A 25,497-nucleotide genomic window follows, 5' to 3' on the forward strand; every position below is an offset into this window, starting at 1 on the left:
ATCAGCGAGATCGCTGTTTCAGGAGCCACGTCAGAGCAGCACAACGTCGTATTGTTCCTGGGAATACATGGTTTCGACCTGGAAGCGAATCGTTCGCCCGATAAAGGCCTCCAACTCCGCGACATTACCCGATTCCTCGTCGAGCAGGCGGTCCACCACTTTCTGGTTAGCCAACACTCTATAGCCGGTGGCCTGGTAGGCGCGCGCTTCCCGGAGAATTTCCCGGAAGATTTCGTAACACACGGTTTCCGGGGTCTTGAGCTTGCCCCGTCCCTGGCAGCTGCTGCATGGTTCGCACAGCACTTGCTCGAGGCTTTCACGAGTGCGCTTGCGGGTCATCTGCACCAGGCCCAGCTCGGTGATACCGATGATGTTGGTCTTGGCGTGATCGCGCTCGAGTTGTTTCTCCAGCGTCCTCAACACCTGGCGCTGATGCTCTTCGTCTTCCATGTCGATGAAGTCGATGATGATGATCCCGCCCAGGTTGCGCAGGCGCAATTGCCGGGCAATGGCCGTGGCCGCCTCGAGGTTGGTCTTGAAGATGGTTTCTTCGAGGTTGCGGTGGCCGACGAAGGCACCGGTATTGACGTCGATGGTGCTCATGGCTTCGGCCGGGTCCACCACCAGGTACCCGCCGGACTTGAGCGGCACCTTGCGCTCGAGGGCTTTCTGGATCTCGTCCTCGACGCCGTACAGGTCGAATATCGGCCGCTCGCCGGGGTAATGCTCGAGACGGTCGGCGATTTCCGGCATCAGCTCGGCCACGAACTGAGTGGTCTTCTGGAAGGTTTCCCGGGAATCGATGCGGATTTTCTCGATCTTGGGGCTGACCAGGTCCCGCAGGGTCCGCAGTGCCAGGCCCAGATCCTCGTAGATCACGCTGGGAGTGGCGATGGTCTTGATCTGGGCGGCAATCTGGTCCCAGAGCCTGCGCAGGTAGCGGATATCCATGAGGATCTCATCGGCCCCGGCCCCTTCGGCGGCGGTGCGCAGGATAAAGCCGCCGGTCTCCTTGATGCCTTCTTTTTCCACACAGTCGCTGACCACCTGCTTGAGGCGCTCGCGCTCGGCTTCGTCCTCGATCTTCAGGGAAATCCCGACGTGGGCGGTACGCGGCATGTACACCAGGTAGCGCGACGGAATGGACAGTTGCGTGGTCAGGCGCGCGCCCTTGGAGCCGATGGGGTCCTTGGTGACCTGCACCACCAGGCTCTGGCCTTCATGGACCAGGGCGCCGATGCTTTCCACCGCCGGCCCCTCGCGCATGGAGATTTCCGAGGCATGGATGAACGCCGCGCGGTCCAGGCCGATATCGACGAATGCCGCCTGCATGCCCGGCAACACCCGCACCACCTTGCCCTTGTAGATATTGCCGACAATGCCGCGCTTCTGCGTACGCTCGACATGAACCTCTTGCAACACACCGTTTTCAACCACCGCCACGCGCGATTCCATCGGCGTGATGTTGATCAGGATCTCTTCACTCATGGCAGGGTCTCGTTCAGGCATGTTCACGATAATGGCCGCATCAGGTCGGACGGCGCTCAACGCGCATTGAAGGTTTGCCAACAGGGTATGCCGAAATGGCCCAACAGTTCTGCGGTTTCGCACAGCGGCAGGCCGACCACCGCCGAATAGCTGCCCTCGAGCCCGGCGACGAACACCGCTCCCAGCCCCTGGATACCATAGCTGCCGGCCTTGTCCCGGGGTTCACCGCTGGCCCAATAGGCAAGGGCCTCCCGTTCAGTGATCGTGCGAAAACGCACCCGACTGCCGACGACACGAGACTCGCAGCGCTGCCCGTCCAGCACGGCGATGGCCGTCAACACCTGGTGGTCGCGACCGGACAAGGCCATCAGCATGGCCAGGGAATCCGCCTGATCCAGCGGTTTGCCGAGGATCCGCCCATCCAGTACCACGGCGGTATCGGCTCCCAGCACACAGCCGTCATCGCCGACGGGCATGGCCCGCCGCCCGGCCTCGGCCTTGCCGCGCGCAAGGCGTTCGACATAGGCCGATGGGCTTTCGTTGTCCTGGGGAGTTTCGTCGATATCCGCTGCGATAGCGGTAAAAGTCACGCCGATCTGCGTGAGCAGTTCACGTCGGCGCGGTGAGCCGGAGGCGAGGTAAAGCGATTTCATCAAGACACTTTCCTCTCAAATGCCCGAACGAATCAGTTGATTTTGAAACGCAGGCGCAGGCCGCGCAAACCGAAGCTGATCCATGGCCAGAGCAACGCACTGACCAGGGCGGGCAATACCAGCGCCAGGGTCGGCTGGCGATTGCCGGTCAGGGCGCTGAGCCATAGTTGCACCAGTTGCGCCAGGCCGAAGATCACCAGGATCACCAGGCTTTGCTGCCACATCGGGAACATCCGCAGGCGTTGCTGCAACGACAGCACCAGAAAGGTGATCAGGGTGAGGATCAGCGCGTTCTGGCCCAGCAGCGTGCCGTAGAGCACATCCTCGGCCAGCCCCAGGCACCAGGCGGTGACCATGCCCACCTTGTGCGGCAGCGCCAGGGCCCAGAAGGCCAGCAGCAGCGCCAGCCACAGCGGGCGCAGGATTTCCATGAACTGCGGCAAGGGCGAAACGCTGAGCAACAGGCCGAGGGCAAAGGTCAGCCAGACCATCCAGCCGTTACCGGATTGAGTACTGCTCATTCTTCTCGTGCTCCCCTGGTGGCCGGCGTGGCGGCAGGTGGCTTGGTCGCGGGACGGGGCGCCGGCGCATGGGCGGCAGGCCTGGCCGGTGTGGCCGCGGGTGCAGCGGCCGGTGGGGTTGGCGAGGCAGGCGCGGCTGGTGCGGGTGTCGATGGGCTCGGCGTCGCGGCCGGGGTCGCGCCGCCAGGAGTCGCGGCGTCACCACCCTGCCGGTCCTGGGCTTCCTGGGCCACGGCAGCGTCGTTGGCGCGCTCTTCCGGCGTACGGTTGTCGCTGAACACCAGCAGCAGGTAGCGACTGCGGTTCAGCGCGGCCGTCGGTACCGCACGAACGATGGCGAATGGCTGGCCGGAGTCATGGATGACTTCCTTGACCGTCGCCACCGGATAACCGGCCGGGAACCGCTGGCCGAGGCCGGAGCTGACCAGCAGGTCGCCTTCCTTGATATCGGCGGTATCAGCCACGTGCCGCAACTCCAGTCGCTCGGGGTTGCCGGTGCCGCTGGCAATCGCCCGCAAGCCGTTGCGGTTGACCTGCACGGGAATGCTGTGGGTGGTGTCGGTCAGCAGCAGTACACGGGATGTGTAGGGCATCAACTCCACCACCTGGCCCATCAGGCCACGGGCGTCGAGCACCGGCTGGCCAAGGACCACGCCGTCGCGCTCACCCTTGTTGATGATGATGCGATGGGTGAAGGGGTTGGGGTCCATGCCGATCAACTCGGCCACTTCGACCTTTTCGTTGACCAACGCGGAAGAATTGAGCAACTCGCGCAGCCGCACGTTCTGCTCGGTGAGGGCTGCCAGCTTTTGCATGCGCCCCTGCAGCAGCAGGTTTTCAGTCTTGAGTTTCTCGTTTTCGGCGACCAGCTCGGTGCGGCTGCCGAACTGGCTGGCCACACCTTGCCACAACCGTTGCGGCAGGTCGGTGATCCAGTACGACTCCATCAGGACCAGGGACATCTGGCTGCGCACGGGCTTGAGCAGCGTGAAGCGGGCATCGACCACCATCAGCGCGACCGATAGCACGGCCAGCACCAGCAGGCGCACACCCAGCGAGGGGCCTTTGGCAAAAAGCGGTTTAATAAGCCGCTCCTCCCAGGCAAACGTTCTCTTTATTCATACGGTATCGAACCGGCCTGGATACGAATGACAGAAGATAAACGCCAACAGGCAGCACTGCAAAGTGCTGCCTGTGCGCGCCCCCATGTAACGCAATCCGGCGATTATTCGCTGGAGAGCAGGTCCATGGTGTGCTTGTCCATCATCTCCAAGGCACGGCCACCGCCGCGGGCAACGCAAGTCAGCGGGTCTTCGGCCACGATCACCGGCAGGCCTGTTTCCTGGGCCAGCAGCTTGTCGAGGTCACGCAGCAGCGCACCACCACCGGTCAGCACCAGGCCGCGCTCGGCGATGTCCGACGCCAGTTCCGGCGGCGACTGCTCCAGGGCGCTCTTGACGGCCTGAACGATAGTGGCCAGGGATTCCTGCAGCGCTTCCAGAACTTCGTTGGAGTTCAGGGTGAAGGCCCGTGGAACGCCTTCGGCCAGGTTACGGCCACGAACGTCGACTTCGCGAACTTCGCCGCCCGGGTAGGCCGTACCGATTTCCTGCTTGATGCGCTCGGCGGTGGACTCACCGATCAGGCTGCCGTAGTTGCGACGCACGTAGGTGATGATCGCTTCGTCGAAACGGTCGCCGCCCACACGCACGGATTCGGCGTAGACCACCCCGTTGAGGGAGATCAACGCGATTTCGGTGGTACCGCCGCCGATGTCGACGACCATCGAACCACGGGCCTCTTCCACCGGCAGGCCGGCACCGATGGCCGCGGCCATCGGTTCTTCGATCAGGAACACTTCGCGGGCACCGGCGCCGAGGGCCGACTCACGGATGGCCCGACGCTCTACCTGGGTAGACTTGCATGGAACGCAGATCAGCACACGAGGGCTGGGCTGCAGAAAACTGTTTTCGTGAACCTTGTTGATGAAATACTGCAGCATCTTTTCGCAGACGCTGAAATCGGCGATCACGCCGTCTTTCATGGGACGAATGGCTGCGATGTTGCCCGGTGTACGGCCCAGCATGCGCTTGGCTTCCGTACCGACAGCCACGACACTCTTCTGGTTGCCGTGGGTGCGGATAGCCACGACCGAGGGTTCATTCAGGACGATACCGCGCTCGCGCACGTAAATAAGGGTGTTGGCAGTGCCCAGGTCGATGGAGAGATCGCTGGAAAACATGCCACGCAGTTTCTTGAACATGGGAAAGGGACCCTAGGCAACGCGTGGGTAAAAAAGTGCGGCAAACTCTAACAACGACAGGGATTTTGGGCAAGGCGCCAATATGTTAAATTGGCCGCTTTTCTATGCACCAAACCCCACGATCGCGGCCAGTGCCCTGTTTTGCAGATACGTTCCTTTTTGACGAGCGGCTATTGTCGGCAGGCAAGACGCCGCGAAGAGTCATCGCCCGCCAAGGCGAGAAGCGGCAACGCAGCATGATGGCAACAGACGCCGTCAGAAAAGGGACAGAATTCGTGATACAGGGCACTGGACCGTAGAAATGCGGTAGTGTTCCGACAATCTAACACACGGACAGACTGCGTCCGTTTTGTTTTCCACTGGAGAAACCCATGGCGCTTGAACGCTCCGACGTGGAAAAAATCGCTCATCTGGCCTGCCTGGGCCTCAATGAAGCCGATCTTCCACACATCACTTCCGCCCTGAACAGCATTCTGGGGCTGGTCGACGAGATGCAGGCCGTCGATACCGACGGTATCGAACCCCTGGCCCATCCACTGGAAGCCAGCCAGCGCCTGCGCGCCGACGTCGTGACCGAATCCGATAACCGCGAGGCCTATCAGTCCATCGCACCAGCGGTCGAAAACGGCCTGTACCTGGTTCCGAAAGTCATCGACTAAAGGGAAAGAGCCTCTCATGCATCACATGACACTGGCCGAGATCGCCCGCGGACTCGCCGATAAAAAGTTTTCCTCCGAAGAGCTGACCAAGGCCCTGCTGGCGCGTATCGCCCAGCTCGACCCACAGATCAACAGCTTCATCAGCCTTACCGAAGAATTGGCCTTGAGCCAGGCCAAGGCCGCCGATGCCCGTCGCGCCAACGGTGAAAGCGGTGCCCTGCTCGGCGCGCCGATTGCCCACAAGGACCTGTTCTGCACCCAGGGCATCCGCACCAGCTGCGGCTCGAAGATGCTGGACAACTTCAAGGCGCCCTATGACGCCACCGTGGTCGCGAAGCTGGCCGCCGCCGGGGCCGTGACCCTGGGCAAGACCAACATGGACGAATTCGCCATGGGCTCGGCCAACGAGTCGAGCCACTACGGCGCCGTGAAGAACCCGTGGAACCTGGAACACGTGCCGGGCGGTTCATCCGGTGGTTCCGCCGCCGCCGTGGCCGCGCGCCTGCTGCCGGCCGCCACCGCCACCGACACCGGCGGCTCGATTCGCCAACCTGCGGCCTTCACCAACCTCACCGGCCTCAAGCCCACCTACGGCCGGGTTTCGCGCTGGGGCATGATCGCCTACGCTTCCAGCCTCGACCAGGGCGGCCCGCTGGCCCGTACCGCCGAAGACTGCGCGATCCTGCTGCAAGGCATGGCCGGCTTCGACCCGAACGATTCCACCAGCATCGATGAGCCAGTGCCCGACTACAGCGCCAGCCTCAACGGCTCGCTGCAAGGCCTGCGCATCGGCGTGCCGAAGGAATACTTCGGCGCCGGCCTCGACCCGCGCATCGCCGAGCTGATCCACAACAGCATCAAGGAACTGGAAAAGCTCGGCGCGGTGGTCAAGCAAATCAGCCTGCCGAACATGCAGCACGCCATTCCTGCCTACTATGTCATCGCCCCGGCGGAAGCCTCCTCGAACCTGTCGCGCTTCGACGGCGTGCGTTTCGGCTACCGCTGCGAGAACCCGCAGAACCTGGTGGACCTGTACAAGCGCTCCCGTGGCGAAGGCTTCGGCGCCGAAGTGCAGCGCCGGATCATGGTCGGCACCTACGCGCTGTCCGCTGGCTACTACGACGCCTACTACCTCAAGGCGCAGAAAATCCGCCGCCTGGTGAAAAACGACTTCATGGCCGCCTTCGACGAAGTCGACGTCATCCTCGGCCCGACCACGCCGAACCCGGCCTGGAAACTCGGCGCCAAGAACAGCGACCCGGTCGCCGCGTACCTGGAAGACGTCTACACCATCACTGCCAACCTCGCCGGTTTGCCGGGCCTGTCCATGCCGGCCGGCTTCGTCGATGGCCTGCCGGTGGGCGTGCAACTGCTCGCGCCGTATTTCCAGGAAGGTCGCCTGCTCAATGTGGCGCACCAGTACCAGCTCAATACCGACTGGCACACCCGCACCCCAACCGGCTTCTGAGGAGAAACACATGCAATGGGAAGTCGTGATCGGGCTGGAGATTCATACCCAGCTCGCCACCCGATCGAAAATCTTTTCCGGTAGCGCCACCACGTTCGGCTCCGAGCCCAACACCCAGGCCAGCCTGGTCGACCTGGGCATGCCCGGCGTACTGCCGGTGCTCAACGCTGAAGCGGTGCGCATGGCGGTGATGTTCGGCCTGGCCATTGACGCCGAGATCGGCCAGCACAACGTGTTTGCCCGCAAGAACTACTTCTACCCGGACCTGCCCAAGGGCTACCAGATCAGCCAGATGGAGCTGCCGATTGTCGGCAAGGGCCACCTGGATATCGCCCTGGAAGACGGCACGGTCAAGCGCGTCGGCATCACCCGTGCCCACCTGGAAGAAGACGCCGGCAAGAGCCTGCACGAGGAATTCAACGGCGCTTCCGGCATCGACCTGAACCGTGCCGGCACCCCGCTGCTGGAAATCGTTTCCGAGCCGGACATGCGCAGCGCCAAGGAAGCCGTGGCCTACGTCAAGGCGATCCATGCACTGGTACGCTACCTGGGCATCTGCGACGGCAACATGGCCGAAGGCTCGTTGCGCTGCGACTGCAACGTGTCGGTCCGCCCCAAGGGCCAGGTCGAGTTCGGCACGCGCTGCGAGATCAAGAACGTCAACTCGTTCCGCTTCATCGAGAAGGCGATCAACAGCGAGATCCAACGCCAGATCGAACTGATCGAGGACGGCGGCAAGGTCATCCAGCAGACCCGCCTGTACGATCCGAACAAGGACGAGACCCGTCCGATGCGCAGCAAAGAGGAAGCCAACGACTACCGTTACTTCCCCGACCCGGACCTGTTGCCGGTGGTCATTGAGGACTCGTTCCTCAACGACGTGCGCGCCACCCTGCCGGAACTGCCACCCCAGAAGCGCGAGCGCTTCCAGGCGCAGTTCGGGTTGTCGAGCTATGACGCCAATGTCCTGGCCAGCAGCCGCGAGCAGGCCGACTACTTCGAGAAAGTCGTGAGCATCGGTGGCGACGCCAAGCTGGCGGCCAACTGGGTGATGGTCGAACTGGGCAGCCTGTTGAACAAGCAGGGGCTGGAGATCGACGAGTCGCCGGTCTCGGCCGAGCAACTGGGCGGCATGCTGCTGCGGATCAAGGACAACACCATTTCCGGCAAGATCGCCAAGATGGTCTTCGAAGCCATGGCCAATGGTGAAGGCAGCGCCGACGAGATCATCGAGAAGCGCGGCTTGAAGCAGGTCACCGATACCGGCGCCATCTCTGCCGTGCTCGATGAAATGCTCGCGGCCAATGCCGAGCAGGTCGAACAGTACCGTGCGGCGGACGAAGCCAAGCGCGCCAAGATGTTCGGCTTCTTCGTCGGCCAGGCCATGAAAGCCTCCAAGGGCAAGGCCAACCCGCAACAGGTCAACGAACTGCTGAAAAGCAAGCTCGAGGGCTGATGGACATGGAGCCAGTCTTGCTGTCTGGCTCAATTCCCTGTGGGAGCGAGCTGGCGCGCGATAGCGGCATGACAGTCAACACCGATGTTGAATGTGATGCCGCTATCGCGAGCCAGCTTGCTCCCACATCTGGATCTGGAAAACCCTACATGAAGCGTCTCCTCGGCGCCTGCGCGCTGCTGTCCCTGCTGGCCGGCTGTGCCAGCCAGAGCGGGACGGTCGATCCACACGGCTACGACCAGACCGGCGTTGCCTCTTATTACGGTGCTCGCCACCATGGCAAACGCACCGCCAGCGGCGAGCGTTTCGACCAGCATGGCCTGACCGCCGCCCATCGCCAGTTGCCGTTCGGCACACGGGTGAAAATCACCAACCTGGGTAACAACGACAGCGTCGTGGTGCGTATCAACGACCGTGGTCCGTATTCCCGCGGGCGCCTGATCGACGTATCCCGCGCAGCGGCCGAGCAACTGGGCATGCTGCGCAGCGGTACCGCACGGGTGCGTGTGCAAGCCCTCGACGATTGATAGACGGAGCCTGGCCATTTCCCTACTGACTGCCCTGCCCCTGCTCAGCCTGCTCGAACTGTCCGGTGGCTTGCTGTTGCTGATCACCGGCGCCGAGCTGCTGGTGCGAGCCGCCGTCGGCCTGGCGGCACGCCTGCAAGTGCGTCCACTGATCATCGGCCTGACGGTCGTCGCCTTCGGCAGCAGCGCGCCGCAGATGGCCGTCAGCCTGCAGGCGACCCTGGCGCAGAACGCCGATATCGCCGTGGGCAGCGTGATCGGCAGCGGCATCTTCAATATTCTCGTTACCCTCGGGCTGTCGGCGCTGATCATTCCGCTGCGCGTCTCGCGCCAGTTGGTGCGCCTGGATATTCCATTGATGATCGGCGCCAGCCTGCTGGTCTTCGTGCTGGCGTGGAACGAGACACTGACGCAGCTGGACGGCGTCCTGCTGCTGGCGGCCCTGGCGATCTATCTCGGCCTGCTGTTGCGCCAGTCACGGCATTCGGGGCGCCCCCATGCGGTGGCGGTCGATGTGACCCCGGCGTCCTGGTTCAAGAGCCTGTCGATGATCGTGCTGGGGCTGGCCATGTTGATCTTCGCCGGGCACCTGCTACTGGGCGCGGCGGTGGAAGTGGCCACCGATCTCGGGCTGTCGGAACGCATCATCGGCCTGACCATCGTGGCCGTCAGCACCTCGTTGCCGGAGCTCGCCACTTCGCTGATCGCCGCCCTGCGGGGCCAGCGGGACATCGCCGTGGGCAACGTGATCGGCAGCAACCTGTTCAACCTGCTGGGGGTCCTGGGGGTGACGGCCCTCGTCGCGCCCTCGCCGCTTTCGGTCTCCCCCAACGCCCTGGACTTCGACCTGCCAGTGATGCTCGGCGTGGCAGTGCTGTGCCTGCCGGTGTTCTATTCCGGCTACCGCGTCACCCGCGCCGAAGGCCTGTTGTTCCTGGGCCTGTATCTGGCCTATGGGCTGCACGTGGTGTCGTTCACTACCGGCATGCCCCTGGCCGGCCAGCTGGAACGCTTGATGCTGTTCCATGTCCTGCCGGCGCTGCTCGCCTTTTTGCTCTACACCTCCGTGCGCGCCTGGCGCCGCCAACACCACAAGAGGGATTTGCCATGACCGACACTCCAAAGACTGGCCTGGACATGCGACGCCAGGTGATGGGCGACGCATTCGTCGACCGCGCCCTGGGCAATGCCACCGAATTCACCCAGCCGCTGCAAGACTTCGTCAACGAACATGCCTGGGGCAGCGTCTGGAGCCGCGAAGGCCTGCCGCTGAAAACCCGCAGCCTGATCACCCTCGCCGCCCTCACCGCTCTCAAGTGCCCGCAGGAACTCAAGGGGCATGTTCGCGGCGCGCTGAACAACGGCTGTACGGTGCAAGAGATTCGCGAGGCATTGCTGCATTGCGCGGTGTACGCCGGCGTGCCGGCGGCGATCGATGCGTTTCGGGCGGCGCAGGAAGTGATCGATAGTTATCAAAAACCGGAGTGACCGTCAGATCGCTATCGCGAGCAAGCTCGCCCCCACAGGAGGTTCGTGGCGTACACACATTTTGTGTTCAGCGCCGGTCAACTGTGGGAACGAGCTTGCTCGCGATTGGACCTCAAGAGCACCGCAAGCCCAAGGCTAGATCCACCCCCCCCACTGCAACACAAAGATCCCCAGGTTGGTGGTAATCGCTGCCATCAAAGTGGTGATGACGATGATTGCCGCCGCCAGTTCATGGTTGCCGTCGGCGGCCCGGGCCATGACGAAGCTGGCGGCCGCGGTGGGGCTGCCGAAGTACAGGAACAGGATCCCCAGTTCCGCGCCGCGAAAGCCCCAGAGCCAGGCCCCGAGGGTGGTCACCAGCGGTAGGCCGACCATCTTCACCAGGCTCGAACTCAGGGCCATCTTGCCGCTCTTGCGCAGGGCCGCCAGCGATAGCGTGCCGCCGATGCAAATCAGCGCCAGGGGCAAGGTCATTTGCGACAGGTATTTGGCCGAGGTCTCGAACCAGTTCGGCACGCCGATCTGCCAATAGGCGAACGGCGCGGCGACGATCACGCTGATGATCAGCGGATTGCTGATCACGCTCTTGCAGATGCTCCACGGATCGGACTTGATCACCGGGCTGTAGACCGCCAGCACGATGGTCGACAGGGTGTTGTAGAACAGGATCACCAGCGCCGCGAGGATCGCGCCCAGGGAAATCCCGTAGTCGCCGTACATGCTCGCCGCCAGCGCCAGGCCGATGACACCGTTGTTGCCGCGAAATGCACCCTGGGTGTAGATGCCGCGATCTTCCCGCGGGCAACGCCAGATCGCCCAGCCCCAGGCCATCGCGAAACTCAACAGGGTCGCGATGCAAAAGTAGATCAACAGATCCGGCTGCAGCGCTGCATGCAGATCCGCGTGCAGGATGCCGAGAAACAACAGCGCCGGCATGGTGACGTTGAATACCAGGGACGAGGCGATGTGGATGAAATTGTCGTTGATCCAGTCGATGCGCTTGAGCAACACCCCCAGAAACAGCATGGCGAACACCGGCGCGGTGACGTTCAGGGTTTCGAGGAAAATTGCCAGCATGCCGGGGGACCTTGAGAGGGGTGTCGTTAGGAGGCTAATGATAAGCCACTAACGACGTTGGCGTCTGGTGAAGCGCTATCGCGAGCAGGCTCGCTTCCCTGTTTTTGGGTGAATACAGAACCTGCATTCGCCACAAATCCCCTGTGGGCGCGAGCTTGCTCGCGATAGCGGTGTTTCAGCTTGCACAAATATCGAATGTGCCACCGCCATCGCGAGCAAGCTCGCTCCCACACCGGGTCTGCGGCGATCACCAAATCATCAGGTAATCGGCGCCGGGTTGAACAAGGTAATGTCGTTGTACAGCTTGTGCCGCTCGGCCCAGGTCTGCTTCTTGCCGCTGGCCACGTCCAGGTAGTAGTGGAACAGCTCCCACCCCAGCTCTTCGATGGAGGCCCGGCCGGTGGCGATCCGTCCGGCATCGATGTCGATCAGGTCCGGCCAGCGCTGGGCCAGTTCGGTGCGGGTCGAGACCTTCACCACGGGGGCCATGGCCAAGCCGTATGGCGTGCCCCGGCCGGTGGTGAACACATGCAGGTTCATCCCCGCCGCCAGTTGCAAGGTACCACAGACAAAATCACTGGCCGGTGTGGCACAGAAGATCAGGCCCTTTTGCTTGAAGCGCTCGCCCGGGCCGAGCACGCCGTTGATCGCACTGCTGCCGGACTTGACGATCGACCCCAGGGATTTCTCGACGATGTTCGACAACCCGCCCTTCTTGTTCCCCGGCGTGGTGTTGGCACTGCGGTCGGCCTCGCCCTTGGCCAGGTAACGGTCGTACCAGTCCATTTCCCGCACCAGCTCTTGAGCAACTTCCCGGGTCTGCGCCCGGGAGGTCAGCAGGTAGATCGCATCGCGCACTTCGGTGACTTCGGAAAACATCACCGTCGCCCCAGCACGCAGCAGCAGGTCCGAGGCATAGCCCAGCGCGGGGTTGGCGGTGATGCCGGAAAACGCATCGCTGCCGCCGCACTGCATTCCCAGGATCAGCTCCGAAGCCGGCACGGTCTCGCGACGGCGCTGGTCGAGTTTTTTCAGGCGGGTCTCGGCCAGTTCCATGATCTGCTCGATCATTTCGGTGAAGCCGTGGCTGGAATCCTGCAGGCGATACAACCACGGCTCGCTCAAGTCCACCGAAGTGTCGTTCTCGTGCATCACCTGCCCGGCCTGCAATTTCTCGCAGCCCAGGCTGATCACCAGCGCTTCTCCCCCCAGGTTCGGGTTGCGTGCCAGGTTGCGCACGGTACGAATCGGGATGTAAGCGTCGGTGGCGGTGATCGCCACGCCACAGCCGTAGCTGTGGGTCAGCGCCACCACGTCATCGACGTTCGGGTACTTGGGCAGCAGCTCATCCTTGATGCGCTTGACCGCATGGTCCAGCACCCCGGTCACGCACTGCACGGTGGTGGTGATGCCCAGGATGTTGCGCGTGCCGACGGTACCGTCGGCGTTGCGATAACCCTCGAAGGTATAGCCTTGCAGTGGCGCATCGGCCGCCGGCACGTCGGTGGACAGCGGCAGGCTGTCCAGCGGCGGCGCGGTGGGCATGCGCAGCTGGTCTTCCTTGACCCAGCTGCCACGGGGGATCGGTTGCAGCGCATAGCCAATCACCTGGCCGTAGCGGATCACCTCGCCACCCTCGGGGATGTCCTCCAGGGTGACCTTGTGGCTCTGGGGCACGAAGTCCACGGTAACCAGGCCGTCCGGGAACTCGGTCCCGGCCGGTACGCCCTGGTCGTTGACGACGATTACCACGTTGTCCCGCTCATGCAGGCGGATGTAACGAGGCGAGTCGGCATGTTCAATCAGTTGCATCGACACGGCTCCTTCAGGATTTGGCTTCGGACAGACTGGAAAGGCCGGCATCCTTGGCAGCAGGCTCCTTGAGCACCACGCGCTTGATCGGCCCGACGATGACCAGGTAGCTGAAGACTGCCATCAGCGCGTTGCAACCCACGAACACCAGCGCCCACTTGAACGAACCGGTGGAGCTGATGATGTAGCCGATGACGATCGGCGTGGTGATCGATGCCAGGTTACCGAAGGTATTGAACAGGCCACCGCTCAAGCCGGCAATCTGCTTGGGCGATGTGTCGGACACTACGGCCCAGCCCAGCGCGCCGACGCCTTTGCCGAAGAAGGCCAGCGCCATGAACCCCACCACCATCCATTCGATGTCCACGTAGTTGCACGCCACGATGCTGCTGGACACCAGCAGGCCGGCGATGATCGGCGTCTTGCGGGCGAAGGTCAGCGAGTGCCCCTTGCGCAGCAGGTAATCGGAAATCACCCCACCCAGCACACCACCGATGAAACCGCAGATGGCCGGCAAGGAGGCGATGAAACCGGCCTTGAGGATGGTCATGCCACGCTCTTGAACCAGGTACACCGGGAACCAGGTGAGGAAGAAGTAGGTGATGCCGTTGATGCAGTACTGGCCCAGGTACACGCCAAGCATCATGCGGTTGGTCAGCAGTTGGCGGATGTAGTCCCACTTCGGGCCTTCGGTTTTCTTGTCCTTGCCCTTGTCCTGGTCCTGGTCCATGTCGACCATCGCCCCATTGGATGCGATGTGATTGAACTCGGCTTCGTTGATCATCGGGTGCTGGCGCGGGCTGTAGATCACTTTCAGCCAGATCAGCGAGAACACGATGCCAATCAGGCCCATCACGATGAACACGTGCTGCCAGCCGAAGCGATAGACGATCCAGCCCATCAGCGGCGCGAACAGTACGGTGGCGAAGTATTGGGCCGAGTTGAAGATCGCCGATGCCGTACCGCGCTCGGCGGTAGGGAACCAGGCCGCGACAATGCGCGCGTTCCCCGGGAACGATGGGGCTTCGGCCAGTCCTACCAGGAAGCGCAGCATGAACAGGGCGACCACGGCGGTGGAGAGGCCGAATTCACCGACGTAGCCTTGCAGCACGGTGAACAGCGACCAGGTGAAGATGCTCAGGGCATAGACTTTCTTCGACCCGAACCGGTCGAGCAGCCAGCCGCCGGGGATCTGCCCGGCCACGTAGGCCCAGCCGAAAGCGGAGAAGATATAACCGAGGGTGACGGCATCGATGCCGAGGTCTTTCTGCAGGCTGGAGCCTGCAATGGCGATGGTGGCACGGTCGGCATAGTTGATCGTCGTCACCAGGAACAGCATGAGCAGGATCAAATAGCGGACGTGTGTCGGCTTGGTCGCTTGCATCTAGAGGTACTCCCACTATTTATTTTTATGCGGGTCAGCAGATTGTACGTCCGGGCTGGAAGACCAGCCCGGACGGTGTTGCAGTCAGGAACCGATGTATGAAGTTTTCACCACGGTGTAGAACTCTTGCGCATAGCGACCCTGCTCGCGCGAACCATAGGACGACCCTTTGCGCCCGCCGAACGGCACGTGGTAATCCACGCCGGCGGTTGGCAGGTTGACCATCACCATGCCCGCCTGGGAATGGCGCTTGAAGTGATTGGCGTATTTCAACGACGTGGTGGCGATACCCGCCGATAGGCCGAACTCGGTGTCATTGGCCATGGCCAGCGCCGCCTCGTAATCCGCCACACGCACAACGTTGGCCACCGGGCCAAAGATTTCTTCACGGCTGATGCGCATCGAGGCCTCGCTGTCGGCAAACAGCGTCGGCGCCAGGAAATAACCTTCGGTGTCGCAGGTTACCAGGCCGCCGCCGCTGACCAGCCGCGCACCTTCGCTCTGGCCGATGTCGATGTATTTCAGGTCCTGGCTGAGCTGGGCTTCGGAAACCACCGGGCCGATATCGGTGCCGGCCTTCAACGCATGGCCAACCTTGATCGACTGCATGCGCTCGGCCATGGCCGCGACGAACTTGTCGTGGATGCCGGCGGTGACGATCAGGCGGCTCGAGGCGGTGCAACGCTGGCCGGTGGAGTAGAACGCGCTCTGCACCGCCAGTTCGACAGCCTGCTTGAGGTCGGCATCGTCGAGGATGATCTGCGGGTTCTTGCCGCCCATTTCCAACTGCACCTTGGCCTGGCGCGATACACAGTTGACCGCGATCTGCCGACCTACGCCCACGGAACCGGTGAAGCTGATGCCATCGACTTTCGGGCTGTTGACCAGGACGTCGCCGACTACGCGACCGCTGCCCATCACCAGGTTGAACACACCGGCAGGGAAGCCGGCGCGGGAAATGATTTCGGCCAGGGCCCAGGCACATCCTGGCACCAGTTCGGCGGGCTTGATCACCACGCAGTTGCCGTAGGCCAGGGCGGGGGCGATTTTCCAGGCCGGAATCGCGATCGGGAAGTTCCACGGGGTGATCAGGCCGACCACACCGAGGGCCTCACGGGTGACTTCGACGTTGACGCCCGGACGCACCGACGGCAGGTAATCGCCGGACAGGCGCAGGCATTCACCGGCGAAGAATTTGAAGATATTGCCGGCGCGAGTCACCTCGCCGATGGCTTCGGGCAGGGTCTTGCCCTCCTCCCGGGCCAGCAATTGGCCGAGTTCCTCACGGCGGGCGAGGATCTCGGTGCCGACCTTGTCCAGCGCATCGTGACGCGCCTGGATACCCGAAGTCGACCAGGCCGGGAATGCGGCGCGTGCCGCGTCGATGGCGGCGTTGACTTGGGCGGCGTCAGCCTTGGCGTATTCACCGATGACATCGGACAGGTCGGACGGGTTGATGTTGGCGCAATAGTCGGCACCGGCTACCCACTGACCGTTGATGTAGTGATCGAAACGCTTTGAATCTGCCACGTAGCTACTCCTCTTACAAAGCTGTCTGGGAACGCAGAGCGTCCCTGGCTGCACTCCCACGCCGGGCATGGGAACGCTCAAGCCTTACGCAAAAAGCCGCTGATTGCTCAGCGGCCTTGTCGGTCTGTTATTGCTTGCCTTGCTTGTCGATCAGCGCGGCCAGGGCTTCGTATTCTTCTGGCAGCAGGTCGGTCAGCGGCGTGCGCACAGGGCCCGCGTCGTGGCCAACGATCTTCGCGCCGGCCTTGACGATGCTCACTGCGTAACCGGCCTTGCGGTTGCGGATGTCCAGGTAAGGCAGGAAGAAGTCGTCGATGATCTTGCCAACAGTTGCGTGATCATCACGAGCGATGGCGTTGTAGAAGTCCATGGCGGTCTTCGGAATGAAGTTGAACACCGCCGAGGAATAGACCGGCACGCCCAGGGCCTTGTAGGCCGCGGCGTAGACTTCGGCGGTCGGCAGGCCGCCCAGGTAGCTGAAACGGTCGCCCAGGCGACGACGGATCGACACCATCAACTCGATATCGCCCAGGCCATCCTTGTAGCCGATCAGGTTCGGGCAGCGCTCGGCCAGGCGTTCCAGCTGAACGGCGTTCAGGCGGCAGACGTTGCGGTTGTACACCACCACGCCGATCTTCACCGATTTGCACACGGCTTCAACGTGGGCGGCGACGCCGTCCTGGCTGGCTTCGGTCAGGTAGTGCGGCAGCAGCAACAGGCCCTTGGCGCCCAGGCGCTCGGCTTCTTGAGCGTATTCGATGGCCTGGCGGGTGGCACCGCCAACACCGGCAAGGATTGGCACGCTGGTGGCGCAAGTGTCGACGGCGGTCTTGATGACTTGCGAATACTCGCTGGCGGCCAGGGAGAAGAATTCACCGGTGCCGCCTGCTGCGAACAGCGCAGAAGCGCCGTACGGGGCCAGCCACTCGAGGCGCTTGATGTAGCTGTCGCGATTGAAATCGCCTTGGACAGTGAAATCGGTGACCGGGAACGACAGCAGGCCAGACGAGAGGATGGACTTCAGTTCTTGTGGATTCATTATTCGAACACCCTGGGACGCAAGTTGTGTGTATGAAAGGTAAGCTTCTGTCAGAAGTTGTAAGTCATCGTACAACTTAAAATGAGAACGTCAACTGCATTTCATCTTTTGTGTGGAGCGCCACTGCTCGGAATCCATCAGGGGCCTTGTAGACCGCGCTTTTGAGCGTGGTCCAGGTGACAGCTACGAAGGTGAAGATTCCTGGAGCCGCCCGAGGTGAAGACCGTTGGTCGTCACTGTCAACTCTGTCAGTAGGCGTCGTCATGGGATGGGAGGATAACGCAGCTGTGGCTGTTCAGCGCCGACGGGTAAGGCGTGAGCAAGCCCTCTTAGGAAGAGCCTGTGTGAAGCAGCTGGTCGCGCGTGGTCAGGTTCCTTCCTGCATTCGAAATGAAGCTGCAAGTGAGTCGCCCCCTCGATGCAAAGGCGACTCCTTAAGGAGAGACCCCATGTCGGACGACAATGACAGTGCAAAGACCCAAGAGAGATTCGAGAAACCCATTCTCACGCAATTTCCTGCCGAACAGCTCTGCGAAGAAGTGACGGTCAGCCTGTCGAAGCTTGGCGATGGGCTAACGGTCCGGATTCCGTATCCGAACAAGATCTCGGTCACCTCATCGTGTCGGTTGGTCCTGGAGTCCGAGACGCACCCTGGATGGGAAGACACCCACGCTGAAGCGATGGGTGTCTACGACAAGGATCCGGAGACTCATCCGGATGATTTCGACGTGCCTTCGCCCCGAAAGGATGTGTTGATGAGCGTATCCAACGATGTATTGAAAGCCTACATCGGCACATCGGTGAAGCTGCGCTACCGGTGTTCGAACGAGAGCTATGACCCGGATAACTCCAAGCCGATCACGTTGAAAATCGTACCCTAAGGCCATGGTACGAGCTGCGCGCCAATCCATTCCTGTAAAGGAAACCATCATGAAAACGTCGAGACAACCGGAAAAACCTTACTTCTCACATGCCACAGAGGGTGTGGTTGACGTACCCAAACTCCCCGACCCTGCGAAGGCAGAGGTTCGACAATACGAAAACCATCGGGCAGGCGACGAGGTTAGATTCACCGTGACGACCAGCACCGGTAATACCTGGACTGACAGTGTTGCTTTAACCGCTGACCAGCGCTTCCCACTGGGCTTCGCAATTCCAAAATCGACGTTCGAGAAAGGGCTGACGGCTGGAGCGACAGCCAAAATGCAGTACACCGTTATTAACTACAATACTGGCAACCCAACACGCTCTGAAATCCTGGAGCTTTCGTTGGTGCTGTAGGGGCTTTCTGCGTCCCCTTACGCCAGCCCCGTTGTGCGGGGAGCCGCTGAACCTGCTTATCGTTGGAGTTGACCATTGCGTTGTCCTCTTGCCCCATCAATGGGGAGGTGCGTTCATTCGCACCGCCAGTCAAGGGCAAATAGGGACAGCGATCGAACTGTCAGGACTGACAGTTGCGACGGTCGGTATCGTTCAACTTTCAGCTAGCCCTGCGCCTGGGCCTCTTCATGGGCCTGGCGCAACCGCTCGCGGCTGTTGGTCAGGTGCAAGCGCATCGCGGCACGGGCGGCGTCGGAGTCCTGGCGGGCGATGGCCTCGTAGATTTCCTCGTGCTCACGGCTCAGGCGGTCCATGTAGTGTTGCTGGTCGTCATGGGCCAGGCGCGCCGAGTTCACGCGGGTGCGCGGGATGATGCTGGTGCCCAGGTGGGTCATGATGTCGGTGAAATAACGGTTGCCGGTGGACAGGGCGATTTCCAGGTGGAAGGCGAAGTCCGAGGCCACCGCATCGGTGGCGTGGGCCGCGCTCTCGCTCAAGGCATCGAGGGCGGCGCGCATCGTTGCCAATTGCTCGTCGGTGCGACGCTGGGCGGCGAGCCCGGCCGACTCCACCTCCAGGCTGATGCGCAATTCCAGGATCGCCAGCACATCACGCAACGTGACCACCGTGGCCGGATCGATACGGAAACCGCTCGGGCTGGGCGTGTCCAGCACGAACGTGCCGATGCCATGGCGGGTTTCCACCTGGCCGGCCGCCTGCAAGCGGGAAATCGCCTCGCGAACCACGGTACGACTTACACCGTGGGCCTCCATGATCGCCGACTCGGTGGGCAGTTTATCGCCCCGCTTGAGCACGCCGTCGCGGATCTGCTCGGACAACACCGTCACCAGCTCCTGCGCCAGGCTGCGGCGCTTGCGGGGGAGGCGTGGTAAATCGATGGGGTTTTCCATGGGTCAGTGTCTCGGCAGGCGGCTAATGGTCATCATCATAGCGCAACGTGGTTGTACGATCACCGTCCTACCGTACAGCCCTCGTTGGGAATTGTCGTTGTGGCGAGGGGATTGTCCCCACCGGGGCGCGAAGCGCCCCTATCAAATCAAGCGCAACACCGTGGCGTATATAGGTAGAGCAAGGGCTGCTGCGCAGCCCGGCGGGGATAAATCCCCTCGCCACAGTAATGTTCGGCATGGTCATCAAGCGGTCACGGTGTGCTCCACCAGTTGGCCATTTTCGATGCGCACCTGTCGTGGGTGGAAACGTTTCAAACTGCTTCGGTGGCCGACGCTGACAATGCTCAATCCCGGCAACTGATCGATGAGCGCCTGGTACAGCGTCGCTTCGTCTTCCTCGTCCATGGCCGACGTGGCCTCGTCCATGTACAACCACAGCGGGGCATAGAGCAATGCCCGGGCAAAGGCCAGACGCTGCTGTTCACCCGGCGAGAGCATGCGCTGCCAGTGATTGCTTTCGTCCAGTCGAGAAACCAGGTGTGGCAGACGACAGGTTTCCAGCACCTGTGCATAACGCTCGTTGGGGTATACATCCCCGGGCTGTGGATAACTGAGCACTTCGCGCAGGCTGCCGATCGGCAGATAGGGTTTCTGCGGCAGGAACAGGTAACGCGCCGCCGGCAGCAGGATGCGCCCGTGCCCGGTGGGCCACAGGTGTCCCATCGCCCGGAACAGCGTGGATTTACCGCTCCCGGAGCGGCCGCTGAGCATCACCCGCTCGCCGGGTTCGACGGTCATGGCGGCGTTGCTGAGCAGATGCCGACCGTCGGCCACATCCAGCCCCAGGTTCTCCACCTTCAGCAGGCTGCCCTGGTTCTCCACTTCGATGGCCGGCACCCGCTCTTCGTTGTCGCTCATGGCCTGGCGGAAGCTCAGCAGACGATCGCACGTGGCGCGCCACTCGGCGAGCTGGGCGTAGGCATCGATGAACCAGCTGAAATTCTCCTGCACATTGCCGAACGCCGAGTTGATCTGCATGAGCTCGCCCAGTTGGATCTTGCCGGCGAAGTAACGCGGTGCAGCAACCATGAATGGGAAGATGATCGCGATCTGACCATAGCCGGAAGTGAAGAAGGTCAGCCGCTTGGACACCCGCATGATGTCCCAGAAGTTATGCCAGACCAGGCCGAAACGCCCGCTCAGGCGTCGGTTCTCGTTGGGCTCGCCGTTATAGAGCGCAATGCTCTCGGCGTTTTCGCGCACCCGCACCATGGAAAAACGCAGGTCCGCCTCGAAGCGTTGCTGGTTGTTGTTCAAGCCGATCAGCCGGCGACCGATCAGGTGCGTCAGCCAGCTGCCCACCGCGGCATACACCAGGGCGCACCAGAACATGTAGCCAGGGATGGTGTAGCCGAACACTTCGATGCTGCCCGACACGCCCCACAAAATGATCGAGAACGACACCAGGCTGACCACGGTGCGCAGCAGGCCCAACCCCAGGCCCAGGGTGTTGGTGGTGAAACTGTTGAGGTCTTCGGAAATCCGCTGGTCCGGGTTGTCGGTATAGCCGCCCTGCTCCAGTCGGTAGTAATTCTTGTTGTTCAGCCAGCGGGCGAAATGCTGTTCGGTGAGCCAGGCCCGCCAACGGATGGTGAGCATCTGCGTCAGATACAGCCGGTATACCGCCCCCAGGATCGCCACGGCGGCAATGCCGCAGAAATACAGGATCAGTTGCCAGAATGCCGTGTCGTTCTTCTCTTGCAGGGCATTGTAGAAATCCTTGTACCAACTGTTGACCCACACCGAGATCGCCACGCTGAACAGCGACAGCGCGATGACGGCGATCAGCAGCGTCCAGGCCTTTCCCTTCTCCTCGCTACGCCAGTACGGAGTGGTCATTTGCCAGACACGACGGAAAAACTGTCCGCGCACCGCATCGTTGACCGCGGAATATTCAGCGTTCTGATTCATGGTTTAAAGCCCGATCAAAAGAATCGGGCCGATCATAGAGCATCGGCCCGATTTATCGCGAGAGGGAGAACATCCGTTCAGCGCTGGTTCAGCGGCGCACCGGACGCTTCTGCAATTTGCGCTGCAAGGTGCGCCGGTGCATGCCCAGGGCGCGAGCGGTGGCGGAGATATTGCCTTCGTGCTCGGTCAGCACCCGCTGGATGTGCTCCCATTGCAGGCGATCCACCGACATCGGGTTTTCCGGCACCAGGGTGTCGAGGTCGGCATGCTCGGACAGCAGCGCGGCCAGCACGTCATCGGCGTCCGCCGGCTTGCACAGGTAGTTGCAGGCGCCGCGCTTGATGGCTTCGACCGCCGTGGCGATGCTCGAATAGCCGGTGAGGATCACCACGCGCATTTCCGGGTCCAGCTCCAGCAGCTTGGGCAGCAGCACCAGGCCCGAGTCGCCGTCCATCTTCAGGTCCAGGGCCGCATAGTCCGGCAGGTCGGCCTGGGCGATGGCCAGGCCTTCTTCAGCGGAACCGGCGGTGCTGACGCGAAACCCGCGACGGGACATGGCGCGGGCCATGACGCGGGTGAACGTGGCGTCATCATCAACCAGCAACAGGTGCGGCAGCTCTTCGCCGTCGACTTGGATCTCGTCACTCATGTTCGTCTCCTCGGTCGGCACGGGGCAGGCGCAGCTCGGTGAGCGTGCCGCCTCCCTCATGGGGGTAGAGTTTCACCGAGCCGCCGGCGCGTGTCACGCTGGCTTTGCTCAAAAACAGGCCCAGGCCCAAACCTTTGCCCTTGGTGGTAAAGAATGGCTTGCCGATCTGTTCGGCAATCGCCAGCGGCACGCCGGCGCCGTGGTCGCGGATGCAGATGGTCATCTCGTAGGCGTTCCAGTCCAGCGCCACTTCCAGGTTGTCGGGACAGGCATCGGCGGCATTGTTCAACAGGTTCAGCAACGCCTGGGTCAGGTCCGGCGGCGGCGCCATGCGCGGTACCACGCCCTTGCCCAGGTGTTGCAAGCGATAACTGGCTTCCGGACGCATCAGGTGCCAGCGGTTCAGGGCCTCGTCGAGCCAGAAAGTCACCGCCTGCATGTCGATGTCCAACCGGCGGTTCGCCTCGGCGGCGCGCACCAGGTACTGCAGGGTTTCCTTGCAGAGCTTGACCTGGTCCTGCAGCACGCCGAGGTCGTCCTGCAGGGCCGGGTCGGGATGGTCCTGGCGCATTTCCTTGAGCAACACGCTCATGGTCGCCAGCGGTGTTCCCAGCTCATGGGCAGCGCCAGCCGCCTGGGTGGCCACGGCCAGCAGTTGTTCGTCCCGCAGGCCTTCCTCACGACGAATGGCCCGCAACTCTTCCTGACGGCGCAGTTCCTCGGCCATGCGCGCGGCAAAAAACGTGATGACCGCCGCGGCCAGGGCGAAACTCAGCCACATGCCATAGATCTGCAGGTTTTCCCGGGCGATGGGGAAGGTTTCCAACGGATAGAAGCGCGCCAGCAGCAAGGTGTACAGCGCCAGGGCGATGCCGGAGAGAATCAGCGAATAACGCCACGGCAGGGTCACCGCGGCGATGGTCAGCGGCACCAGGTAATAGGACACGAACGGGTTGGTGGAACCGCCGGAGAAGTAGAGCAGCGCACTGTGGATAAACAAGTCGAAGGCCAGTTGCACCGCGTATTCCAACTCGGTCACCGGCCAGGACGTGCGCAGGCGGATGACCGTCAACACGCACAACCCCATGGAACAGGCCAGGGTGATCCCCAGTTGCAGCCAGGGCAACGGCAGCAGGTCGAACCAGTAGGCAAGCCCTACCGAGCCGGCCTGGGCGGCCAGGACCAGGATCCGGATGAACGTCAGGCGCCAGAGGTTCTGGCGAGAGGCGGAAGTCATTTGCAAAGGGACGAGCATGAGCTCTCCTGATGAGCGCTCCAGGCGAATCGCACGGAGTATAACCAAGGCATGGGCGGCACAGACAGCTATGCGGCAAAGCGCCACAGCTTCGAAATGACACACTGCCCACTCTGGCAGGTATCTGTATAGAAGTTGTAACTGTGCGAACCCGCCCATAAAAGCTAGAGTCTTATCCTTCACGCAGGCCCGGACCTCACCCCTGCGCCTCATTCCAAGGAGCTTTCATGCACACGTTCAGTCGCCACGCCGCCCTGCTCGCCGTCAGCCTCGGCACCGTCGCCAGCCTGCCGGCCATGGCCGCCGACGAGCTTCACTACAACCAGATTTCCCTGCGCGCCGAAGCCAGCCAGGAAGTGGCCCGTGACCTGATGATCGTCACCCTCTACACCGAGGACCAGAACGCCGACCCGGCCAAGCTCGCCGCCGCCGTCAGCACGACGCTGAACAAGGCCATCGGCCAGGCCAAGCAGGTCAAGGACATCACCCTGCGCCAGGGCAGCCGCAACAGCTACCCGATCTACGACAGCAAAGGCCAGAAAATCACCGGCTGGCGCGAACGCGCCGAACTGCGCCTGGAAAGCGCCGACTTCGCCGCCCTGTCCAAGCTGACCGGCGAACTGCTCACCGACATGAAAATGGGCGGCATGGACTTCGCCATCTCCACCGCCACCCGCCAGAGCAGCGAAAACGCCCTGCTCAAGGACGCGGTCAACGCCTTCAAGGCCCGCGCCCAACTGGCCACCGAGGCCTTGGGCGGCAAGGGTTACAAAATCGTCAACCTGAACCTCAACACCAACGGTTATCCACAACCCTTCATGCGCCCGCAAATGATGATGAAAGGCGCGTCCATGGATGCGGAGTCCGTGACGCCGGAAGTGGCACCCGGTACCAGTCAAGTGAGCATGACGGCGGATGGGGCGATTGAGGTGTTGATGCAGTAATCGATGGACTGACTGTGCCATCAGCCCAGAGAAGCCCTTGTGGCGAGGGGATTTATCCCGCTGGGCTGCAATCAGCCCCCCTGACACCGCAATGTGTCAGATGAATGGCAGCAGGGCCTCTGCAAGAGCTCCACCGCTCAAGGCACCACAAATACAAAAGCCCGCAACCGCGGGCTTTTTGTCGGGCATTACTTCGTGTAGTGGAAGCGACATGAAATGACTGTCAGCGTGTCATTCTCATAGGCGTAGACAAAGCGATGCTCTTTGTCGATACGGCGTGACCAATAGTCCGTTAAATCCCCTTTCAACGGTTCAGGTCGACCAACCCCCTTGAATGGGTCGCGAAGACAGGCCTCGATAAGCTCATCTACCGTCGCGTGTTTGGTTGGATCGTTTGCGTCCCAGTATTGGTAGTCTTCCCAACCGTCTGGCACAAATGCAATTACCACGTTCTCGCGGGCGTTAGCTTTGTTCTTCTGTTTCTGTTTTGCCGACATTTAAAGGAAGCTCCCTGGCAAAGGCTTTCCCGGCTTTGTGCAGTGCAACAGAACGGCGTAAGCGCGTGGCATTCGACTCTGTACCTAACAGATACATCGTCTCGGCCATAGAGTTGTAGTCCTCCAAGGAGAGGATCACTACATGATCACCACGCTGACGGGTGATGACCGTCGGCTCATGATCTCGGCATACATCGTCCATCGTCTGCTTCAGGGCGGCACGAGCCTGGCTGAAAGTTATTACATGCATCGTCTAATTCCCTCCTGAGGCCAGCTCAGGCGAAACCAGGACCGCCCTGGTGGTTTGAGAGTTTCCCGCGGAACAACAGCGGGGCACTTGTCTCCTCCGCTGAGAAGCGGAGTCCTTGAATCCACGCCGCAAGCGGGGGTATCAAGGTAAATCTGGCACTTGGCTAAACCTCGATGCCTTCTCAGTCGTCCAGCAAAAGCGATGACGGCCGAGCGCGCACATAGTACAACGTTCTGTACAATTTCAAAACTCTGCGCCGGACAACTCGACTCGTACGAAATGCCTTCAAGCACTGCACGGTATATCCAAATCCACCAGTCCCTCGCACTTTTGGC

25 protein-coding genes are annotated in these 25,497 nt (G+C 61.9%); 9 read left to right on the plus strand and 16 right to left on the minus strand.

The window, feature by feature from the left end; genetic code table 11:
• Positions 1-30: 30 nt before the first annotated feature.
• The 5 genes from rng to mreB all read right to left on the minus strand — a co-directional run bounded on the left by rng (position 31) and on the right by mreB (position 4,925).
• Complete coding sequence (gene rng / locus BT179_RS10050; protein WP_072388413.1) at positions 31-1,488, minus strand: ribonuclease G; 1,458 nt, start codon at positions 1,486-1,488, stop codon at positions 31-33.
• A gap of 56 nt (positions 1,489-1,544) precedes the next feature.
• Positions 1,545-2,141: a Maf family protein gene (locus BT179_RS10055; RefSeq protein WP_072430757.1), complete on the minus strand. Its 597-nt coding sequence runs from the start codon at positions 2,139-2,141 to the stop codon at positions 1,545-1,547.
• A 32-nt stretch (positions 2,142-2,173) separates the two neighbouring features.
• Entirely contained in the window at positions 2,174-2,662 is a 489-nt protein-coding gene (gene mreD / locus BT179_RS10060) for a rod shape-determining protein MreD (RefSeq protein WP_072388417.1), read from the minus strand.
• Positions 2,659-3,747 (minus strand): rod shape-determining protein MreC, encoded by a 1,089-nt coding sequence (gene mreC / locus BT179_RS10065; protein ID WP_072430756.1) that lies wholly within the window; start codon positions 3,745-3,747, stop codon positions 2,659-2,661. The genes mreD and mreC overlap by 4 nt, the downstream gene beginning before the upstream one ends.
• A 140-nt stretch (positions 3,748-3,887) precedes the next feature.
• Positions 3,888-4,925, minus strand: coding sequence for a rod shape-determining protein MreB (gene mreB, locus BT179_RS10070; RefSeq protein ID WP_002555108.1), 1,038 nt, complete (start codon positions 4,923-4,925; stop codon positions 3,888-3,890).
• Between the two features lie 371 nt (positions 4,926-5,296).
• On the opposite strand from mreB, the gene gatC reads away from it, so the two are divergent.
• The 6 genes from gatC (at position 5,297) to BT179_RS10100 (ending at position 10,523) form a co-directional block, all read left to right on the plus strand.
• Positions 5,297-5,584: an Asp-tRNA(Asn)/Glu-tRNA(Gln) amidotransferase subunit GatC gene (gene gatC / locus BT179_RS10075; RefSeq protein WP_072388421.1), complete on the plus strand. Its 288-nt coding sequence runs from the start codon at positions 5,297-5,299 to the stop codon at positions 5,582-5,584.
• 16 nt (positions 5,585-5,600) lie between these two features.
• On the plus strand, positions 5,601-7,052 hold the full coding sequence (gatA, locus tag BT179_RS10080) for an Asp-tRNA(Asn)/Glu-tRNA(Gln) amidotransferase subunit GatA (protein ID WP_072388423.1): 1,452 nt from the start codon (positions 5,601-5,603) through the stop codon (positions 7,050-7,052).
• Between the two features lie 10 nt (positions 7,053-7,062).
• Positions 7,063-8,508, plus strand: coding sequence for an Asp-tRNA(Asn)/Glu-tRNA(Gln) amidotransferase subunit GatB (gene gatB / locus BT179_RS10085; RefSeq protein WP_072388425.1), 1,446 nt, complete (start codon positions 7,063-7,065; stop codon positions 8,506-8,508).
• Between the two features lie 149 nt (positions 8,509-8,657).
• Positions 8,658-9,035, plus strand: a complete 378-nt coding sequence (locus tag BT179_RS10090; protein ID WP_072388427.1) for a septal ring lytic transglycosylase RlpA family protein — start codon at positions 8,658-8,660, stop codon at positions 9,033-9,035.
• A gap of 49 nt (positions 9,036-9,084) precedes the next feature.
• Complete coding sequence (locus BT179_RS10095; RefSeq protein ID WP_072430850.1) at positions 9,085-10,146, plus strand: calcium/sodium antiporter; 1,062 nt, start codon at positions 9,085-9,087, stop codon at positions 10,144-10,146.
• Positions 10,143-10,523 (plus strand): carboxymuconolactone decarboxylase family protein, encoded by a 381-nt coding sequence (locus BT179_RS10100; RefSeq protein ID WP_072430755.1) that lies wholly within the window; start codon positions 10,143-10,145, stop codon positions 10,521-10,523. The genes BT179_RS10095 and BT179_RS10100 overlap by 4 nt, the downstream gene beginning before the upstream one ends.
• A 135-nt stretch (positions 10,524-10,658) precedes the next feature.
• Here the strand turns inward: BT179_RS10100 and BT179_RS10105 are convergent, their stop codons facing one another.
• From BT179_RS10105 to kdgD, 5 genes are all read right to left on the minus strand, one after another.
• Positions 10,659-11,600, minus strand: a complete 942-nt coding sequence (locus BT179_RS10105; protein WP_072430754.1) for an AEC family transporter — start codon at positions 11,598-11,600, stop codon at positions 10,659-10,661.
• Positions 11,601-11,858: 258 nt separating this feature from the next.
• Positions 11,859-13,412, minus strand: coding sequence for a galactarate dehydratase (gene garD, locus BT179_RS10110; protein ID WP_072430753.1), 1,554 nt, complete (start codon positions 13,410-13,412; stop codon positions 11,859-11,861).
• A gap of 13 nt (positions 13,413-13,425) precedes the next feature.
• The gene (locus BT179_RS10115; RefSeq protein WP_072430752.1) at positions 13,426-14,796 is read right to left on the minus strand and encodes an MFS transporter; all 1,371 of its coding nucleotides are present in this window, start codon (positions 14,794-14,796) and stop codon (positions 13,426-13,428) included.
• An 84-nt stretch (positions 14,797-14,880) separates the two neighbouring features.
• A complete protein-coding gene (locus BT179_RS10120) occupies positions 14,881-16,326 on the minus strand; it encodes an aldehyde dehydrogenase family protein (protein WP_072430751.1) in 1,446 nt (481 codons plus the stop codon).
• 127 nt (positions 16,327-16,453) lie between these two features.
• Positions 16,454-17,365 (minus strand): 5-dehydro-4-deoxyglucarate dehydratase, encoded by a 912-nt coding sequence (kdgD, locus tag BT179_RS10125; RefSeq protein WP_072430750.1) that lies wholly within the window; start codon positions 17,363-17,365, stop codon positions 16,454-16,456.
• Between the two features lie 449 nt (positions 17,366-17,814).
• On the opposite strand from kdgD, the gene BT179_RS10130 reads away from it, so the two are divergent.
• Positions 17,815-18,246, plus strand: coding sequence for a hypothetical protein (locus tag BT179_RS10130; RefSeq protein WP_072388449.1), 432 nt, complete (start codon positions 17,815-17,817; stop codon positions 18,244-18,246).
• A gap of 49 nt (positions 18,247-18,295) precedes the next feature.
• Positions 18,296-18,646 (plus strand): hypothetical protein, encoded by a 351-nt coding sequence (locus BT179_RS10135; RefSeq protein ID WP_072430749.1) that lies wholly within the window; start codon positions 18,296-18,298, stop codon positions 18,644-18,646.
• A gap of 203 nt (positions 18,647-18,849) precedes the next feature.
• Here the strand turns inward: BT179_RS10135 and BT179_RS10140 are convergent, their stop codons facing one another.
• The 4 genes from BT179_RS10140 to BT179_RS10155 all read right to left on the minus strand — a co-directional run bounded on the left by BT179_RS10140 (position 18,850) and on the right by BT179_RS10155 (position 23,471).
• Positions 18,850-19,596: a FadR/GntR family transcriptional regulator gene (locus BT179_RS10140; RefSeq protein WP_072388453.1), complete on the minus strand. Its 747-nt coding sequence runs from the start codon at positions 19,594-19,596 to the stop codon at positions 18,850-18,852.
• Positions 19,597-19,839: 243 nt separating this feature from the next.
• Positions 19,840-21,567, minus strand: coding sequence for an ABC transporter ATP-binding protein/permease (locus tag BT179_RS10145; protein ID WP_072388455.1), 1,728 nt, complete (start codon positions 21,565-21,567; stop codon positions 19,840-19,842).
• A gap of 88 nt (positions 21,568-21,655) precedes the next feature.
• Entirely contained in the window at positions 21,656-22,216 is a 561-nt protein-coding gene (locus BT179_RS10150; RefSeq protein WP_025211826.1) for a response regulator transcription factor, read from the minus strand.
• A complete protein-coding gene (locus tag BT179_RS10155) occupies positions 22,209-23,471 on the minus strand; it encodes an ATP-binding protein (protein ID WP_072388458.1) in 1,263 nt (420 codons plus the stop codon). Before BT179_RS10155 ends, BT179_RS10150 begins: the two co-directional genes overlap by 8 nt.
• 227 nt (positions 23,472-23,698) lie before the next feature.
• Between BT179_RS10155 and BT179_RS10160 the strand changes: the two genes are divergently transcribed.
• Positions 23,699-24,415 (plus strand): SIMPL domain-containing protein, encoded by a 717-nt coding sequence (locus tag BT179_RS10160; RefSeq protein ID WP_072430748.1) that lies wholly within the window; start codon positions 23,699-23,701, stop codon positions 24,413-24,415.
• Between the two features lie 188 nt (positions 24,416-24,603).
• On the opposite strand, the gene BT179_RS10165 is transcribed toward BT179_RS10160, so the two are convergent.
• Together BT179_RS10165 and BT179_RS10170 are read right to left on the minus strand one after the other, a co-directional pair.
• On the minus strand, positions 24,604-24,912 hold the full coding sequence (locus BT179_RS10165) for a Txe/YoeB family addiction module toxin (protein WP_072388462.1): 309 nt from the start codon (positions 24,910-24,912) through the stop codon (positions 24,604-24,606).
• Entirely contained in the window at positions 24,878-25,162 is a 285-nt protein-coding gene (locus tag BT179_RS10170; protein ID WP_072388464.1) for a type II toxin-antitoxin system Phd/YefM family antitoxin, read from the minus strand. Before BT179_RS10170 ends, BT179_RS10165 begins: the two co-directional genes overlap by 35 nt.
• Between the last annotated feature and the right edge of the window lie 335 nt (positions 25,163-25,497).

Origin of the sequence: Pseudomonas sp. NFACC43 (genome assembly GCF_900119645.1) — a bacterium.
GTDB lineage: Bacteria > Pseudomonadota > Gammaproteobacteria > Pseudomonadales > Pseudomonadaceae > Aquipseudomonas.

Bases quoted from the DNA above. Each gene is read 5' to 3' on its own strand.
- rng (WP_072388413.1), bottom strand. From the start codon at position 1,488: ATGAGTGAAGAGATCCTGATCAACATCACGCCGATGGAATCGCGCGTG.
- BT179_RS10055 (WP_072430757.1), bottom strand. From the start codon at position 2,141: ATGAAATCGCTTTACCTCGCCTCCGGCTCACCGCGCCGACGTGAACTG.
- mreD (WP_072388417.1), bottom strand. From the start codon at position 2,662: ATGAGCAGTACTCAATCCGGTAACGGCTGGATGGTCTGGCTGACCTTT.
- mreB (WP_002555108.1), bottom strand. From the start codon at position 4,925: ATGTTCAAGAAACTGCGTGGCATGTTTTCCAGCGATCTCTCCATCGAC.
- gatC (WP_072388421.1), top strand. From the start codon at position 5,297: ATGGCGCTTGAACGCTCCGACGTGGAAAAAATCGCTCATCTGGCCTGC.
- gatA (WP_072388423.1), top strand. From the start codon at position 5,601: ATGCATCACATGACACTGGCCGAGATCGCCCGCGGACTCGCCGATAAA.
- gatB (WP_072388425.1), top strand. From the start codon at position 7,063: ATGCAATGGGAAGTCGTGATCGGGCTGGAGATTCATACCCAGCTCGCC.
- BT179_RS10090 (WP_072388427.1), top strand. From the start codon at position 8,658: ATGAAGCGTCTCCTCGGCGCCTGCGCGCTGCTGTCCCTGCTGGCCGGC.
- BT179_RS10100 (WP_072430755.1), top strand. From the start codon at position 10,143: ATGACCGACACTCCAAAGACTGGCCTGGACATGCGACGCCAGGTGATG.
- BT179_RS10105 (WP_072430754.1), bottom strand. From the start codon at position 11,600: ATGCTGGCAATTTTCCTCGAAACCCTGAACGTCACCGCGCCGGTGTTC.
- garD (WP_072430753.1), bottom strand. From the start codon at position 13,412: ATGCAACTGATTGAACATGCCGACTCGCCTCGTTACATCCGCCTGCAT.
- BT179_RS10115 (WP_072430752.1), bottom strand. From the start codon at position 14,796: ATGCAAGCGACCAAGCCGACACACGTCCGCTATTTGATCCTGCTCATG.
- kdgD (WP_072430750.1), bottom strand. From the start codon at position 17,365: ATGAATCCACAAGAACTGAAGTCCATCCTCTCGTCTGGCCTGCTGTCG.
- BT179_RS10130 (WP_072388449.1), top strand. From the start codon at position 17,815: ATGTCGGACGACAATGACAGTGCAAAGACCCAAGAGAGATTCGAGAAA.
- BT179_RS10135 (WP_072430749.1), top strand. From the start codon at position 18,296: ATGAAAACGTCGAGACAACCGGAAAAACCTTACTTCTCACATGCCACA.
- BT179_RS10140 (WP_072388453.1), bottom strand. From the start codon at position 19,596: ATGGAAAACCCCATCGATTTACCACGCCTCCCCCGCAAGCGCCGCAGC.
- BT179_RS10145 (WP_072388455.1), bottom strand. From the start codon at position 21,567: ATGAATCAGAACGCTGAATATTCCGCGGTCAACGATGCGGTGCGCGGA.
- BT179_RS10150 (WP_025211826.1), bottom strand. From the start codon at position 22,216: ATGAGTGACGAGATCCAAGTCGACGGCGAAGAGCTGCCGCACCTGTTG.
- BT179_RS10155 (WP_072388458.1), bottom strand. From the start codon at position 23,471: ATGCTCGTCCCTTTGCAAATGACTTCCGCCTCTCGCCAGAACCTCTGG.
- BT179_RS10160 (WP_072430748.1), top strand. From the start codon at position 23,699: ATGCACACGTTCAGTCGCCACGCCGCCCTGCTCGCCGTCAGCCTCGGC.
- BT179_RS10165 (WP_072388462.1), bottom strand. From the start codon at position 24,912: ATGTCGGCAAAACAGAAACAGAAGAACAAAGCTAACGCCCGCGAGAAC.
- BT179_RS10170 (WP_072388464.1), bottom strand. From the start codon at position 25,162: ATGCATGTAATAACTTTCAGCCAGGCTCGTGCCGCCCTGAAGCAGACG.